Source organism: Streptomyces sp. NPDC040432 (assembly GCF_055595445.1).
In genome coordinates this window covers 17,492-33,640 of sequence record NZ_JBVIVP010000026.1, presented here as the reverse complement: position 1 = coordinate 33,640, position 16,149 = coordinate 17,492, and the positions used below count along the sequence as shown (strand labels likewise).

Annotated in this window: 14 protein-coding genes; 13 read left to right on the top strand and 1 reads right to left on the bottom strand. The window is 69.8% G+C overall.

From position 1 onward, the window contains the following. Positions 1 to 3: 3 nt before the first annotated feature. From ACZ58N_RS33330 to nuoN, 13 genes are read left to right on the top strand one after another with little or no spacing between them, the layout of a single operon-like run. Positions 4 to 558 (top strand): NuoB/complex I 20 kDa subunit family protein, encoded by a 555-nt coding sequence (locus ACZ58N_RS33330; RefSeq protein ID WP_266381642.1) that lies wholly within the window; start codon positions 4 to 6, stop codon positions 556 to 558. Then, a complete protein-coding gene (locus tag ACZ58N_RS33325; RefSeq protein WP_471167632.1) occupies positions 555 to 1,286 on the top strand; it encodes an NADH-quinone oxidoreductase subunit C in 732 nt (243 codons plus the stop codon). Before ACZ58N_RS33330 ends, ACZ58N_RS33325 begins: the two co-directional genes overlap by 4 nt. After that, positions 1,286 to 2,608, top strand: coding sequence for an NADH-quinone oxidoreductase subunit D (locus ACZ58N_RS33320; RefSeq protein WP_389710861.1), 1,323 nt, complete (start codon positions 1,286 to 1,288; stop codon positions 2,606 to 2,608). The genes ACZ58N_RS33325 and ACZ58N_RS33320 overlap by 1 nt, the downstream gene beginning before the upstream one ends. Positions 2,609 to 2,643: 35 nt before the next feature. Further along, entirely contained in the window at positions 2,644 to 3,372 is a 729-nt protein-coding gene (nuoE, locus tag ACZ58N_RS33315; protein ID WP_471167629.1) for an NADH-quinone oxidoreductase subunit NuoE, read from the top strand. After that, entirely contained in the window at positions 3,372 to 4,721 is a 1,350-nt protein-coding gene (gene nuoF, locus ACZ58N_RS33310) for an NADH-quinone oxidoreductase subunit NuoF (protein WP_471167626.1), read from the top strand. The genes nuoE and nuoF overlap by 1 nt, the downstream gene beginning before the upstream one ends. After that, positions 4,718 to 7,228 (top strand): NADH-quinone oxidoreductase subunit G, encoded by a 2,511-nt coding sequence (locus ACZ58N_RS33305; protein ID WP_471167624.1) that lies wholly within the window; start codon positions 4,718 to 4,720, stop codon positions 7,226 to 7,228. The genes nuoF and ACZ58N_RS33305 overlap by 4 nt, the downstream gene beginning before the upstream one ends. After that, positions 7,225 to 8,610, top strand: a complete 1,386-nt coding sequence (gene nuoH / locus ACZ58N_RS33300; RefSeq protein WP_471167621.1) for an NADH-quinone oxidoreductase subunit NuoH — start codon at positions 7,225 to 7,227, stop codon at positions 8,608 to 8,610. The genes ACZ58N_RS33305 and nuoH overlap by 4 nt, the downstream gene beginning before the upstream one ends. Continuing rightward, complete coding sequence (gene nuoI, locus ACZ58N_RS33295; RefSeq protein ID WP_471167619.1) at positions 8,603 to 9,190, top strand: NADH-quinone oxidoreductase subunit NuoI; 588 nt, start codon at positions 8,603 to 8,605, stop codon at positions 9,188 to 9,190. Before nuoH ends, nuoI begins: the two co-directional genes overlap by 8 nt. Next, on the top strand, positions 9,187 to 10,041 hold the full coding sequence (locus ACZ58N_RS33290) for an NADH-quinone oxidoreductase subunit J (RefSeq protein ID WP_471167616.1): 855 nt from the start codon (positions 9,187 to 9,189) through the stop codon (positions 10,039 to 10,041). The genes nuoI and ACZ58N_RS33290 overlap by 4 nt, the downstream gene beginning before the upstream one ends. Next, positions 10,038 to 10,337: an NADH-quinone oxidoreductase subunit NuoK gene (gene nuoK / locus ACZ58N_RS33285; RefSeq protein ID WP_389710855.1), complete on the top strand. Its 300-nt coding sequence runs from the start codon at positions 10,038 to 10,040 to the stop codon at positions 10,335 to 10,337. Before ACZ58N_RS33290 ends, nuoK begins: the two co-directional genes overlap by 4 nt. 14 nt (positions 10,338 to 10,351) lie before the next feature. Further along, positions 10,352 to 12,247 carry an NADH-quinone oxidoreductase subunit L gene (gene nuoL / locus ACZ58N_RS33280; RefSeq protein ID WP_471167613.1) on the top strand — a complete coding sequence of 632 codons (1,896 nt, stop codon included), beginning with the start codon at positions 10,352 to 10,354 and terminating at the stop codon, positions 12,245 to 12,247. Between the two features lies 1 nt (position 12,248). Further along, a complete protein-coding gene (locus ACZ58N_RS33275) occupies positions 12,249 to 13,820 on the top strand; it encodes an NADH-quinone oxidoreductase subunit M (protein WP_281205121.1) in 1,572 nt (523 codons plus the stop codon). Further along, positions 13,817 to 15,463 (top strand): NADH-quinone oxidoreductase subunit NuoN, encoded by a 1,647-nt coding sequence (gene nuoN, locus ACZ58N_RS33270; RefSeq protein WP_471167610.1) that lies wholly within the window; start codon positions 13,817 to 13,819, stop codon positions 15,461 to 15,463. Before ACZ58N_RS33275 ends, nuoN begins: the two co-directional genes overlap by 4 nt. Before the next feature lie 67 nt (positions 15,464 to 15,530). On the opposite strand, the gene ACZ58N_RS33265 is transcribed toward nuoN, so the two are convergent. Then, positions 15,531 to 16,130: a Uma2 family endonuclease gene (locus ACZ58N_RS33265; RefSeq protein WP_388895441.1), complete on the bottom strand. Its 600-nt coding sequence runs from the start codon at positions 16,128 to 16,130 to the stop codon at positions 15,531 to 15,533. Positions 16,131 to 16,149 lie beyond the last annotated feature (19 nt).

Below are 16,149 nucleotides of genomic sequence, written 5' to 3'. Positions count from 1 at the left end.
TCCATGGGACTGGAAGAGAAGCTGCCGAGCGGCTTCCTGCTGACCACCGTCGAACAGGCCGCGGGCTGGGTGCGCAAGTCATCCGTCTTCCCGGCCACGTTCGGCCTCGCCTGCTGCGCGATCGAGATGATGACCACCGGGGCGGGCCGCTACGACCTGGCCCGCTTCGGCATGGAGGTCTTCCGCGGTTCCCCGCGGCAGGCCGACCTGATGATCGTGGCCGGGCGGGTCAGCCAGAAGATGGCGCCGGTGCTGCGGCAGGTGTACGACCAGATGCCCGCTCCGAAGTGGGTCATCTCCATGGGCGTTTGCGCCTCTTCGGGCGGAATGTTCAACAACTACGCGATCGTCCAGGGCGTCGACCACATCGTTCCGGTGGACATCTACCTCCCCGGCTGCCCGCCCCGCCCCGAGATGCTGCTGGACGCGATCCTCAAGCTCCACCAGAAGATCCAGGGCGGCAAGCTCGGCGTGAACCGGGAAGAGGCGGCGCGCGAGGCGGAGGAGGCGGCCCTCAAGGCGCTCCCCACCATCGAGATGAAGGGGCTCCTTCGGTGAGCGACGACCCCGCCGTCGAGAACGGCAATAACGTCCCTGCTCCGCGGGGCCGGGAGACCCCCGCGGGACCCGAGGTGATCGGCGTCCGCAAGGGCATGTTCGGCGCCGCGAACGGCGGCGACACCAGCGGCTACAGCGGCCTGGTCCGCACCGTGGCCCTGCCCGGCGAGAGCGCCCGCCCGTACGGCTCGTACTTCGACGAGGTCGTCGACGAGCTCGAAGGCGCCCTGGAGGAGCAGGACCTGGTGCCCTCCAACGTGATCGAGAAGGTCGTCGTCGACCGGGAGGAGCTGACGCTGCACATCGCGCGCGAGCACCTGCCGCGGGTGGCCTCCACCCTGCGCGACGACCCGGCCCTGCGCTTCGAGCTCTGTACCGGTGTCAGCGGCGTGCACTTCCCCGGCGACAAGGGCCGCGAACTGCACGCCGTCTACCACCTGCGCTCGCTCACCCACGGTCGGATCGTGCGACTGGAGGTGTCCGCCCCGGACACCGACCCGCACGTCCCGTCGATCGTCTCCGTCTACCCGACGAACGACTGGCACGAGCGCGAGGCCTACGACTTCTTCGGGCTGGTCTTCGACGGCCACCCGGCCCTCACCCGGATCATGATGCCGGACGACTGGCAGGGCTTCCCCCAGCGCAAGGACTACCCGCTCGGCGGCATCGCCGTCGAGTACAAGGGCGCCCAGATCCCGGCTCCCGACCAGCGGAGGTCGTACAGCTGATGTCCACGAACCACGCCTCCTCCCGGGAGACCACGGAAGGCACCGTCTACACCGTCACGGGCGGCGACTGGGACGAGGTCGTCCAGTCGGCGGCCCGCGCGGACGACGAGCGGATCGTCGTCAACATGGGTCCCCAGCACCCGTCCACCCACGGCGTGCTCCGCCTCATCCTGGAGATCGACGGCGAGACCGTCACCGAGGCCCGCTGCGGCATCGGCTACCTCCACACCGGCATCGAGAAGAACCTCGAATTCCGGAACTGGACGCAGGGCACCACCTTCGTGACGCGCATGGACTACCTGACGCCGTTCTTCAACGAGACGGCGTACTGCCTCGGCGTCGAGAAGCTGCTCGGGATCACCGAGCAGATCCCCGACCGCGCGACCGTCATCCGCGTCCTGCTCATGGAACTCAACCGGCTCTCCTCCCACCTGGTGTGCATCGCCACCGGCGGCATGGAGCTGGGCGCCACCACGATCATGATCTACGGGTTCCGGGACCGCGAGCTGATCCTCGACGTCTTCGAGCTGATCACCGGCCTGCGCATGAACCACGCGTTCGTCCGCCCCGGCGGCCTCGCCCAGGACCTGCCCCCCGGCGCCGTCGACCAGCTGCGCGACTTCGTGAAGACCATGAAGAAGAACCTGCCGGAGTACGACAAGCTCGCCACCGGCAACCCCATCTTCAAGGCCCGCATGCAGGACGTCGGCTACCTCGACCTCACCGGCTGCATGGCGCTCGGCGCGACCGGCCCCGTCCTGCGCTCCGCCGGACTGCCGCACGACCTGCGCAAGTCCGACCCGTACTGCGGTTACGAGAACTACGAGTTCGACGTGCCGACCACCGAGAGCTGCGACTCCTACGGGCGGTTCCTGATCCGCCTGGAGGAGATGCGCCAGTCGCTGCGGATCGTCGAGCAGTGCCTGGACCGGCTGGAGCCCGGCCCGGTCATGGTCGCCGACAAGAAGATCGCCTGGCCCGCCCAGCTCGCCATGGGCCCCGACGGACTCGGCAACTCGCTCGACCACATCAAGAACATCATGGGCACCTCCATGGAGGCCCTCATCCACCACTTCAAGCTGGTGACCGAGGGCTTCCGGGTCCCCGCCGGACAGGCCTACGCGGCCGTCGAGTCCCCCAAGGGCGAGCTCGGCGTCCACGTCGTCTCCGACGGCGGCACCCGCCCCTACCGGGTCCACTTCCGCGACCCGTCCTTCACCAACCTGCAGGCCATGGCAGCGATGTGCGAGGGCGGCCAGGTCGCCGACGTCATCGTCGCCGTCGCCTCCATCGACCCCGTGATGGGAGGCGTCGACCGATGACAGCCCGTCGTGAAACGCAAGGCATCCAGCTGGGGATGCCCCAGCTCCCCGCCCCCGACTTCCCGGCCGACGTCCGGGCCCGGCTCGAAGCGGACGCCAAGGAGGTCATCGCCCGCTACCCCGACAGCCGCTCCGCGCTGCTGCCCCTGCTGCACCTCACGCAGTCCGAGGAGGGGTACGTCTCGCGCACCGGCATCCGCTTCTGCGCCGAGGTGCTGGGCCTGACCACCGCCGAGGTCACCGCGGTCTCCACCTTCTACACGATGTACCGGCGCGGCCCCTCCGGGGACTACCAGGTCGGCGTCTGTACGAACACCCTGTGCGCCGTCATGGGCGGCGACGCCATCTTCGACGAGCTCAAGGAACACCTCGGCGTCGGCAACAACGGGACCACCCCCGACGGGAAGGTCACGCTGGAGCACATCGAGTGCAACGCGGCCTGCGACTACGCCCCCGTGGTGATGGTCAACTGGGAGTTCTTCGACAACCAGACCCCCGACTCGGCGAAGGCCATGGTCGACGCCCTGATCGCCGGCCGGCCCGTCGAACCGACCCGGGGCGCGCCGCTGTGCACGTACAAGGAGACCGCCCGGATCCTGGCCGGCTTCCCCGACGAGCGCGAGGGCGCCGTCGAGGCGAGCGGCGGCGCGGGCCCCGCCTCCCTGATCGGCCTGCGGATCGCGCGCGGCGAGACCCCGCACGCCTCGATTGTGCATCCGCGGGGCGAGGCGCGCGGCGACACCGGCACCGAGGGAGGGGAGTGATGTCCGTGTCCACTGAACTGAGCAAGAACGGCACGAGTCCGGAGAAGCTCCTCGCCCCCGTCCTCTCGGCGTTCTGGGACGACCCGCGGTCGTGGACGCTGGAGACCTACCGGCGCCACGAGGGCTACGAGGGACTGCGCAAGGCCCTCGCCATGACGCCCGACGACCTCATCGCCTACGTGAAGGACTCGGGCCTGCGCGGACGCGGCGGAGCGGGCTTCCCCACCGGCATGAAGTGGCAGTTCATCCCGCAGGGCGACGGCAAGCCGCACTACCTCGTCGTGAACGCGGACGAGTCGGAGCCGGGAACCTGCAAGGACATCCCCCTCCTCTTCGCCAACCCGCACTCCCTCATCGAGGGAATGATCATCGCCTGCTACGCGATCCGCTCGCAGCACGCCTTCATCTACCTGCGCGGTGAGACCGTCCCGGTCCTGCGGCGCCTGCACGAGGCCGTGCGGGAGGCGTACGAGGCCGGATTCCTCGGCAAGGACATCCTCGGGAGCGGGCTCGACCTCGACATCACGGTGCACGCGGGCGCGGGCGCGTACATCTGCGGCGAGGAGACGGCGCTGCTCGACTCCCTCGAAGGCCGGCGCGGCCAGCCCCGGCTGCGTCCCCCCTTCCCTGCCGTCGAGGGGCTCTACGCCTGCCCCACTGTCGTCAACAACGTCGAGTCCATCGCCTCGGTTCCCGCGATCCTGAACAAGGGCAAGGACTGGTTCAAGTCGATGGGGACCGAGAAGTCCCCCGGCTTCACCCTGTACTCGCTGTCCGGGCACGTCAGCGGCCCCGGCCAGTACGAGGCCCCGCTCGGCATCACCCTGCGCCAGCTCCTCGACATGAGCGGCGGCATGCGCCCCGGGCACCGGCTGAAGTTCTGGACCCCGGGCGGCTCCTCCACCCCGATGTTCACCGACGAACACCTCGACGTCCCCCTGGACTACGAGGGCGTCGGCGCGGCCGGGTCGATGCTCGGCACCAAGGCCCTCCAGTGCTTCGACGAGACGACCTGCGTCGTCCGCGCCGTCACCCGCTGGACCGAGTTCTACGCCCACGAGTCCTGCGGCAAGTGCACCCCCTGCCGGGAGGGCACCTACTGGCTCGTCCAGCTGCTGCGCGACATCGAGGCCGGCAAGGGCGTCATGTCCGACCTCGACAAGCTGAACGACATCGCCGACAACATCAACGGCAAGTCGTTCTGCGCGCTCGGCGACGGCGCGGCCAGCCCGATCTTCTCCTCGCTCAAGTACTTCCGCGAGGAGTACGAGCAGCACATCACGGGCAAGGGCTGCCCCTTCGACCCCAGGAAGTCGACCCTCTGGGCTGACACGGAGGTGAACGCGTGACCGTCACCACAAACGCCCCCGCCGGTGGCGGCGAGGTGCACAAGGCCCCCGAGGACACGGTCTCCCTGACCATCGACGGCGTCGAGCTGTCGGTACCCAAGGGGACCCTCGTCATCCGGGCCGCCGAACAACTCGGCATCGAGATCCCCCGGTTCTGCGACCATCCCCTCCTCTCCCCGGCCGGCGCCTGCCGCCAGTGCATCGTCGAGGTCGAGGGCCAGCGCAAGCCGATGGCCTCCTGCACCATCACCTGCACCGACGGCATGGTCGTCAAGACGCAGCTGACCTCGCCGGTCGCCGACAAGGCCCAGCGCGGGGTGATGGAGCTGCTGCTCATCAACCACCCGCTGGACTGCCCCGTCTGCGACAAGGGCGGCGAATGCCCCCTCCAGAACCAGGCGATGTCGCACGGCAACTCCGAATCCCGCTTCGAGGGCCACAAGCGGACCTACGAGAAGCCCGTCCCGATCTCCACCCAGGTGCTCCTGGACCGCGAGCGGTGCGTGCTGTGCGCGCGCTGCACCCGCTTCTCCAACGAGATCGCCGGCGACCCGATGATCGAGCTGGTCGAACGCGGCGCGCTCCAGCAGGTCGGCACCGGCGAAGGCGACCCCTTCCAGTCCTACTTCTCCGGCAACACCATCCAGATCTGCCCCGTCGGCGCCCTCACCTCGGCCGCCTACCGGTTCCGCTCCCGCCCCTTCGACCTCGTCTCCTCCCCGAGCGTGTGCGAGCACTGCGCGGGCGGCTGCGCGACCCGCACCGACCACCGGCGCGGCAAGGTCCTGCGACGACTGGCCGCCGAGGACCACGAGGTCAACGAGGAGTGGGTCTGCGACAAGGGCCGCTTCGGGTTCCGCTACGCGCAGCGCCCGGACCGGCTCACCACCCCGCTGGTGCGCGGCGCCGACGGCGTCCTCGCCCCGGCGAGCTGGCCCGAGGCCCTGGAGGCCGCCGCGAACGGCCTCGCCGCCGCCCGCGGTCGCACCGGCGTACTGACCGGTGGCCGGCTCACCGTCGAGGACGCCTACGCCTACGCCAAGTTCGCCCGCGTCGTCCTCGACACCAACGACATCGACTTCCGGGCCCGCGTGCACAGCGCCGAGGAGGCCGACTTCCTGGCCGCCTCCGTCGCCGGCACCGGCAAGGACCTCGACGGCACCGGCGTCACCAACACCTCGCTGGAGGCCGCGCCGACCGTGCTGCTCGCCGGCATCGAGGCGGAGGAGGAGGCGCCCGGCGTCTTCCTGCGACTGCGCAAGGCCCACCGCAAGCACAAGCAGCAGACCTTCGCACTGGCCCCCTTCGCCAGCCGCGGCCTGGACAAGGCGGGCGGCATCCTGCTGGCCGCCGCCCCCGGCACCGAACCCGAGTGGCTGGACGCCCTCGCCACCGGCACCGGCCTGGAGGCCGGCGGGTCCGTCGCCGCCGAGGCACTGCGCCGGCCCGGCGCGGTCATCGTCGTCGGGGAACGCCTCGCGGGCGTCCCCGGAGCGCTGACCGCCGCCGTACGGGCGGCCGACGCGACCGGGGCCCACCTGGTGTGGATCCCGCGCCGGGCCGGGGAACGGGCCGCCATCGAGGCGGGCGCCCTGGCGTCGCTGCTCCCCGGGGGCCGCCCCGCCACCGACCCGCGGGCCCGCGACGAGGTCGCGACCGCGTGGGGGCTGGACGAAATCCCGCACCGCCACGGCCGCGACACCGACCAGATCGTGGAGGCCGCCGCGACCGGCGAACTGTCCGCGCTCCTCGTCGGCGGCGTCGAGGTCACCGACCTGCCCGACCCGGCCCGCGCCCGGACCGCCCTCCAGGAGGCCTTCGTCGTCTCCCTGGAACTGCGGCCCGGTGAGGTCACCGACCACGCCGACGTGGTCCTGCCCGTCGCAGCGGTCGCCGAGAAGGCCGGCTCGTTCATCAACTGGGAAGGCCGGGTGCGGCCCTTCGAGGCCGCCCTCAAGCCCGACCAGATGACCCGCCGCCTCGCCCCCGCCGACGCCCGCGTGCTGCACATGCTGGCCGACGCCGCGGACCGGCCCATCGCCCTGCCCGACGTGCACGCCGTACGCCGGGAACTGGAGCGGCTCGGCCCCTGGGAGGGCGCGCTCGCCGCCGAGCGGTCCACCGACCGGGTACCGCTGCCGCGGCCCGCCGCCGGCGAGGCGGTCCTCGCCGGCCACCGGCTGCTGCTGGACCTCGGCCGGCTCCAGGAGGGCGACGACGCCCTCGCCGGCACCCGGCACGAGGCACCGGCCCGCCTGTCGGCCGCCACCGCCGCCGAGACCGGCGTCAAGGACGGCGACGTCCTCGCGGTGACCGGCCCCGCCGGCTCGGTCGCACTCCCGCTGCGGATCACCGACATGCCCGACCGGGTGGTGTGGCTGCCGCTGAACTCCACCGGTTCCGGCGTGTACTCCGACACCGGAGCCCGCCCCGGCACCCTCGTACGCATCGGACCGGCGGTCCCGGCCGCCGCCACCGGTGACACCACTGCGGAGGTGGGAGCGTGAACGCGGTACCCGGTGACCTCGTACAGCTGGCCGCGGAGGACCTGTCGCTGTTCGGCAGGGACGTCTGGTGGCTCGTCGTCATCAAGGCGGTGTTCTGCTTCGCCTTCCTGATGGTGACCGTGCTGTTCTCCATCGTGTGGGAACGCAAGGTCGTCGCCTGGATGCAGCTGCGCATCGGCCCCAACCGGCACGGACCCTGGGGCATGCTCCAGTCGCTCGCCGACGGCATCAAGCTGATGCTGAAGGAAGACGTCATCGTCAAGCGGGCCGACAAGGTGGTGTACGTCCTGGCCCCGATCATCGCGGCGATCCCGGCCTTCATGGCCATCGCGGTGATCCCCTTCGGTCCGCCCGGCAACGAGGTCTCGATCTTCGGCCAGCGCACCACGATGCAGCTGACCGACCTGCCCATCGCGATGCTGTACATCCTCGCGGTGGCCTCGGTCGGCATCTACGGCATCGTCCTCGCCGGCTGGTCCTCGGGCTCCACCTACCCGCTGCTCGGCGGCCTGCGGTCCTGCGCGCAGATGATCTCCTACGAGATCGCGATGGGCGCGGCCTTCGCCTCGGTGTTCCTCTACTCCGGGTCGATGTCGACCTCGGCGATCGTGGAGGCCCAGGCCGACCGCTGGTTCATCATCCTGCTGCCGGTGTCCTTCATCATCTACGTCATCACGATGGTCGGCGAGACGAACCGCGCCCCCTTCGACATGCCGGAGTCCGAGGGCGACTTGGTCGGTGGCTTCAACACCGAGTACTCGTCCATCAAGTTCGCGCTGTTCATGCTCGCCGAGTACGTCAACATGGTCACCGTCTCCGCGGTCTCCGTCACCCTGTTCCTGGGCGGCTGGCGGGCCCCGGCGCCGATCTCCACGTACTGGGAGGCCGCGAACCACGGCTGGTGGCCGATGCTCTGGTTCGTCCTCAAGGTGCAGCTGCTGCTGTTCTTCTTCATCTGGCTGCGCGGCACCCTGCCCCGCGTCCGCTACGACCAGCTGATGAAGCTCGGCTGGAAGGTCCTCATCCCGGTCTCCGTGGTCTGGCTGATGCTGGTCGCCACCGTCCGGGCGCTGCGCAACGAGGCCTACGACTTCAGCGAGATCGTCCTGTACGTCGGCGGCGCCGTCGTCGCGATCCTGCTGCTGTCCTTCGTCGCCGACATGTTCCGGGACAAACGGGAGAAGGCCGCAGTCGAGCAGGCCGACAAGGTGGCAGCGACCGAGCCGTTCGACCCGCTGGCGGGCGGTTTCCCCGTACCGCCCAAGCCCGGCCAGCACCTGGCACCCGTACCGCGCCGACGGTCCCGCAGCGAGCGGGAGCTGATCGTCAGCGGCGGCACGAACACCGACAGCGACCGAGAGGAGGGTGCGGGAAATGTCTGACGAGAAGTGGCAGAACCCGGTGGCCGGCTTCGGCGTGACCTTCAAGGCCATGTTCAAGAAGCGCCTCACCGAGCAGTACCCGGAGCAGCAGAAGACCACCGCTCCACGCTTCCACGGACGGCACCAGCTCAACCGCCACCCCGACGGTCTGGAGAAGTGCATCGGGTGCGAGCTGTGCGCCTGGGCCTGTCCCGCCGACGCCATCTACGTGGAGGGCGCGGACAACTCCGAGGAGGAGCGCTACTCCCCGGGCGAGCGGTACGGCCGCGTCTACCAGATCAACTACGCCCGCTGCATCCTGTGCGGGCTGTGCGTCGAGGCGTGCCCGACCAGGGCGCTGACCATGACGAACGAGTTCGAACTGGCGGACTCCAGCCGTGAGTCGCTGATCTACACCAAGGACCAGCTCCTCGCCGGCCTGACCGAGAACATGGTCGAGGCCCCGCACTCGGTGTTCCCCGGGACCGACGAGCAGGACTACTACCGGGGGCTGGTGACGGGGGCCGCCCCGGGCACGGTCCGGCAGACGGCCGTCTCCAAGGGTGAGGTCGCCGAACCCGCCGAGGGGGTGGAGGCATGAGCGCCCTGGCGACCACCGCCCTCACCGCCGGCTCCCTCGACGCGGCGAACCTGGCCGCCGGCTCGCTGACCTCCACCGGCGAGGCGGTTCAGTTCTGGATCCTCGGCACCGTCGCCGTCATCGGCGCGCTCGCCACGATCCTCATGAAGAAGGCCGTGCACAGCGCGCTCAGCCTCGCCGGGACGATGATCATCCTCGCGGTCTTCTACCTCGCCAACGGTGCGTACTTCCTGGGCGTCGTCCAGGTCATCGTCTACACCGGCGCCATCATGATGCTGTTCCTCTTCGTGGTCATGCTCGTCGGCGTCACCGCCGCCGACTCCCTGAAGGAGACCATCAAGGGCCAGCGTTGGCTCGCCGTCCTGTGCGGACTCGGCTTCGGCATCCTGCTGATCGCCGGTATCGGCCAGGCCGGGCTCGGCCACTTCAACGGGCTCGGCCGGATCAACTCCGGCGGTCACGTCGAGGGCCTGGCCACGCTGATCTTCACCAAGTACGTCTTCGCCTTCGAGCTCACCGGCGCCCTGCTGATCACCGCGACCGTCGGCGCCATGGTCCTCACCCACCGCGAGCGCACCGAGCGGGCCGCCACCCAGCGCGAGCTCGCCGAGAAGCGCGTGCGCGACGGGGTGCAGCTCCCGCCGCTGCCGGCGCCCGGCGTCTACGCCCGGCACAACGCCGTGGACGTGGCCGGTCTGCTGCCGGACGGCACCCCGTCCGAGCTGACCGTCAACAAGACGCTCCGGGCCCGCGGCCAGATCCGCGACGTGTCCAGCGAGGCGCTGAACGACCTGAAGGCGCTGGAGCAGGCGTCGTCGGACCGCCTCGGCCGTGAGGAGGCATCGAAGTGAATCCGGTCAACTACCTGTACCTGGCCGCCCTGCTGTTCACCATCGGCGCGACCGGCGTGCTCATCCGGAAGAACACGATCGTGCTGTTCATGTGCGTCGAGCTGATGCTCAACGCCTGCAACCTCGCGTTCGTGGCCTTCTCCCGGATGCACGGCAACCTCGACGGCCAGATCATCGCCTTCTTCACGATGGTCGTCGCCGCCGCGGAGGTCGTGGTGGGCCTCGCGATCATCGTGTCGTTGTTCCGCACCCGCCACTCGGCCTCGGTCGACGACGCCAACCTGATGAAGCTGTAAGGGGCGTTCACACAGTGGAGAATCTGATTGCGCTGCTGGTGGCGGCGCCCCTGCTCGGGGCGGCGGTGCTGCTCTGCGGCGGCCGCCGGCTCGACAAGGTCGGTCACTGGCTCGGTACCCTGCTCGCCGCCGTCTCCTTCGGCATCGGCGTCGTCCTCTTCGCCGACATGCTGGGACGGAGCGCCGACGACCGGACCCTGAACCAGCGGCTGTTCAGCTGGATCCCCGTCGAGGGCTTCCAGGCGGACATCGCCTTCCAGCTGGACCAGCTGTCGATGACCTTCGTCCTGCTGATCTCCGGGGTGGGCACGCTCATCCACGTGTACTCGATCGGGTACATGGAGCACGACGAACGCCGCCGCCGCTTCTTCGGCTACCTCAACCTGTTCGTCGCGGCGATGCTGCTGCTGGTCATCGCCGACAACTACCTGCTGCTGTACTTCGGCTGGGAGGGCGTGGGCCTCGCCTCCTACCTCCTGATCGGTTTCTGGCAGCACAAGCCCAGCGCGGCCACCGCCGCGAAGAAGGCCTTCCTCGTCAACCGCGTGGGCGACATCGGCCTGTCCATCGCGATCATGCTGATGTTCACCACCTTCGGGACGTTCGCCTTCGGACCGGTCCTCGGCTCCGTCGGCGAGACCTCCGAGGGCACGCTCACCGCGATCGGCCTGATGCTGCTGCTCGCCGCCTGCGGCAAGTCGGCGCAGGTGCCGCTCCAGTCCTGGCTCGGTGACGCGATGGAGGGCCCGACCCCGGTCTCGGCCCTCATCCACGCCGCCACCATGGTCACCGCCGGCGTCTACCTGATCGTCCGCTCCGGCGCCATCTTCAACGGGGCACCGGACGCGCAGCTCGTCGTCACCGTCGTCGGAGCGGTCACGCTGCTCTTCGGTGCGATCGTCGGTTGCGCGAAGGACGACATCAAGAAGGCCCTCGCGGGCTCCACGATGTCGCAGATCGGCTACATGATCCTCGCCGCGGGCCTCGGCCCCATCGGCTACGTCTTCGCGATCATGCACCTGGTGACGCACGGCTTCTTCAAGGCGGGCCTCTTCCTCGGCGCCGGTTCCGTGATGCACGGGATGAACGACGAGGTCGACATGCGCAAGTACGGCGGCCTGCGGAAGTACATGCCGATCACCTTCGTGACCTTCGGACTCGGCTACCTCGCCATCATCGGCTTCCCGGGACTGTCGGGCTTCTTCTCCAAGGACATGATCATCGAGGCGGCCTTCGCGAAGGGCGGCACCCAGGGCTGGATCCTCGGCGGGGTCACCCTGCTGGGCGCGGGCATCACCGCCTTCTACATGACCCGCGTCATGCTCCTCACCTTCTTCGGCGAGAAGCGCTGGCAGCCCGACGCCGAGGGCCACGCCCCGCACCCGCACGAGTCCCCGAAGTCCATGACCATCCCGATGATCGTGCTCGCCTTCGGGTCGGTCTTCGCCGGTGGCTTCTTCGAGATCGGCGACCGCTTCCTCAACTGGCTGGAGCCCGTCACCGGCTACGAGCACGGCCACCCGCCGGTCAGCGCCCTGACGGTGACGGCCGCCACCATGGTCGTCCTCGTCATCGGCGTCGGCGTCGCCTGGGCCATGTACGGCAAGAAGCCCGTCCCGGTCGTCGCCCCGCGCGGCTCGCTCCTCACCCGGGCGGCCCGACGGGACCTGTTCCAGGACGACTTCAACCACGTCGTCCTCGTCCGCGGCGGCGAGCACCTGACCCGCTCGCTCGTCTACCTCGACCACAGCGTGGTCGACGGAGTGGTCAACGGCACGGCCGCCTCGGTCGGCGGGCTCTCGGGCCGGCTGCGCAAGCTGCAGAACGGCTACGCCCGCAGCTACGCGGTCTCGATGTTCGGGGGCACGGCGATCCTCATCGCCGCGACCCTGCTGATGAGGGCGGTGTGAGATGAATTTCCCGCTTCTGACGGTGACGGCCGCGGTCCCCGCGGTCGGCGCGATCCTGACGGCGGCCGTACCGGCCGCCCGCCGGACCGCCGCCAAGTGGCTCGCGCTGCTCTTCTCGTTGGCGACACTGGCCCTGGCCGTGCTCGTCGCGGTCCGCTTCGACCCGAGCGGTGACCGCTACCAGCTGACCGAGTCCCGTTCCTGGATCGCCGACTTCGGCGTCCGCTACGAACTCGGCGTCGACGGCATCGGGGTGGCGCTGATCGCGCTCACCGCGCTGCTCATCCCCTTCGTGATCGCGGCCGGCTGGAACGACGCCGACCCCCTGGAGACGAACTCCTCCCGGTGGAGGCCGACGCAGGGCTTCTTCGCCCTGATCCTCATGGTCGAGGCGATGGTGATCATCTCCTTCGCCGCGACCGACGTCTTCCTCTTCTACATCTTCTTCGAAGCCATGCTCATCCCGATGTACTTCCTCATCGGCGGCTTCGGCGACCGGGCCCACTCCGGGTCCGACGAGAACGCCGCCGCGCAGCGCTCGTACGCGGCGGTCAAGTTCCTCCTCTACAACCTGGCCGGCGGGCTCATCATGCTGGCCGCCGTCATCGGGCTGTACGTGGTCGCCGGGAACTTCTCCCTCCAGGAGATCACCGCCGCCCGCGCGGCGGGCACCCTGGACATGGCGACCAACACCGAGCGGCTGCTGTTCCTCGGCTTCTTCTTCGCCTTCGCGGTGAAGGCCCCGCTGTGGCCGCTGCACACCTGGCTGCCGAACGCGATGGGCGAGGCCACCGCCCCGGTCGCCGTCCTGATCACCGCGGTCGTCGACAAGGTCGGCACCTTCGCGATGCTCCGCTTCTGCCTCGGGCTGTTCCCCGACGCCAGCAAGTGGGCCACGCCGGTGATCCTCGTCCTCGCCCTGATCAGCATCGTCTACGGGGCGCTGGTCGCGGTCGGACAGCGCGACATCAAGCGCCTGGTCGCCTACGCGTCGATCTCCCACTTCGGGTTCATCATCATGGGCATCTTCGCGATGACCTCCCAGGGACAGTCCGGCGCGACGCTGTACATGGTCAACCACGGCATCTCGACGGCGGCACTGATGCTGGTCGCCGGCTTCCTGATCTCGCGGCGCGGCTCGCGGCTCATCGCCGACTACGGCGGTGTCCAGAAGGTGGCCCCGGTCCTCGCCGGCACCTTCCTGATCGGCGGCCTCGCCACCCTGTCGCTGCCGGGCCTCGCCCCGTTCGTCAGTGAGTTCCTGGTCCTGGTCGGCACGTTCGCCCGCTACCCGGTCGTCGGCATCATTGCGACCGTCGGCATCGTGCTCGCCGCGCTGTACACGCTGGTGCTGTACCAGCGCACGATGACCGGCCCCGTGAAGGAGGAGGTCCGCACCATGCCGGACCTGCGCCTGCGGGAGGTGCTGGTGGTCGCCCCGCTGATCGCGCTGCTGATCGGCCTGGGCGTCTACCCCAAGCCCCTGACCGAGATCGTCAACCCGGCGGTCGAGCACACCATGTCGGATGTGCAGCAGACCGACCCCGAGCCCGAGGTGGAGGCGGCCAAGTGAGTACGACGACTACGGGCCTTTGGGTCCTGGCCGCGGACCCGATCGACCGGATCCCGGCCCCGCACATCGAGTACGCCCAGCTCGCGCCCACGCTCATCGTGATCGGCGCGGCCATCCTCGGCATCCTCGTCGAGGCGTTCGTCCCCCGCAGGTCCCGCTACTACGTCCAGGTGTTCCTCGCCGTCGCCGCGCTGGCCTCGGCCTTCGCGGCGGTCGTCGGCCTCGCGGCCGGCGGGTACGGGAGCGGCAAGGCGCAGATCGCCGCCATGGGCGCCATCGCGGTGGACGGCCCGGCCCTGTTCCTCCAGGGCACCATCCTGCTCGCCTCGATCGTGGCGATGTTCACCTTCGCCGAGCGGCGTCTGGACCCGGAGGCCCACGGCAACCGGGTGGACTCCTTCGCCGCGCAGGCCGCGTCCGTACCGGGCAGCGACAGCGAGAAGGCCGCCGTCAAGGCCGGGTTCACCACCACCGAGGTGTTCCCGCTGGCCCTGTTCGCGGTCGCCGGCATGCTGATCTTCCCGGCGGCCAACGACCTGCTGACGCTGTTCATCGCGCTGGAGGTCTTCTCCCTCCCGCTGTACCTGCTCTGCGCCGTCGCCCGCCGCCAGCGGCTGATGTCGCAGGAGGCCGCGGTCAAGTACTTCCTGCTCGGCGCCTTCTCCTCGGCGTTCCTGCTGTTCGGCATCGCGCTGCTCTACGGGTACTCCGGCTCCGTCTCGTACGCGGTCATCGCGGACGTGGTGGACGGCACGGTCGCCAAGACCGACCCGGCGCTGGCCGCCACCATGGGCAACGACGCGCTGCTGCTGATCGGTGGCGCGCTGATCCTGATGGGCCTGCTGTTCAAGGTCGGCGCGGTCCCCTTCCACATGTGGACCCCGGACGTCTACCAGGGCGCCCCGACCCCCGTCACCGGCTTCATGGCCGCCGCGACGAAGGTCGCCGCGTTCGGCGCGCTGCTGCGCCTGCTGTACGTGGTCCTGCCGGGCCTGCGCTGGGACTGGCGGCCGGTGATGTGGGGCGTCGCGATCGTCACGATGCTGGCCGGCGCGGTCATCGCGGTGACCCAGACCGACGTGAAGCGGCTCCTGGCGTACTCGTCGATCGCGCACGCCGGCTTCATCCTCGCCGGTGTCATCGCGACATCGGCGGAAGGCGTCCAGTCCGTCCTCTTCTACCTGGGCGCCTACTCCTTCGTGACGATCGGCGCCTTCGCGGTGGTCACGCTGGTGCGCGACGCGGGCGGCGAGGCCACCCACCTGTCGAAGTGGGCCGGGCTGGGGCGGCGTTCGCCGCTCACCGCGGCCGTGTTCGCGGTGTTCCTGTTGGCCTTCGCGGGCATCCCGCTGACGTCCGGGTTCACCGGCAAGTTCGCGGTGTTCAAGGCGGCGGCCGAGGGCGGTGCCGGGGCGCTGGTCGTGGTCGGTGTCATCTCGTCGGCGATCGCCGCGTTCTTCTACGTCCGGGTCATCGTGCTCATGTTCTTCAGTGAGCCGAAGGCGGACGGCCCGACGGTGGCGGTGCCCTCGCCGCTGACGATGACGACCATCGCGGTCGGTGTCGCCGTCACCCTCGTCCTGGGTCTGGCCCCGCAGTACTTCCTGGACCTGGCGGGGCAGGCGAGCACCTTCGTCCGCTGACCGGTCCGGAACACCACCAGGGCCCGGCTTCCCACGGGGGAGCCGGGCCCTGGTGTCGTACGCGGGGCTATTCGGCCCGCTGTCGCTTCGCCGTGATGGTGGTGAGGTCGAGGTCGACGGGGAAGGGGACGGAGACCTTCAGGCGGTCGTGGAAGATCCCGGTGGCGACGTAGCCGCCACTGGCCGGTTCCCGCTCGAAGACGTACACGACGGCGCGGCCGTCCTTGTTCTCGACCCGCCAGTAGTGGGGGATCCCCGCACGGGCGTACTTGAGCGGCTTGGTCTCGCGGTCGCGGTCGACGGACTCCGGGGAGACCACCTCGATGGCCAGGAGGACGGCCTCGGCGGGGAACCTGGTCTGTGCCAGGTCGGTGAGGACGTCCTCGCGGCACACGATGACGTCGGGTTCGGGGCGGTTGCGGCGGTCGATGTCGATGGTGAACTCGCGCAGGACTTCCAGCGCGGTGGGGGCCAGCGCGTCCAGTTGCCGCTCGAAGAAGGTGACCGCCCGCGTGTGGAAGAGGGTCTGCGGACTCACGAAGATCAGGCTCCCGTCGATCAGCTCCGTGTGCGGAGGCAGATTCGGAAGCGTGTCCAGGTCGTCCGCGGTCCAGCCGCCCGGAGGCGGGATCGGCCAGCTGTGTTCCGGGTTCATCAGTGCTCCCATGGGCGGGATCCTCGCAAGC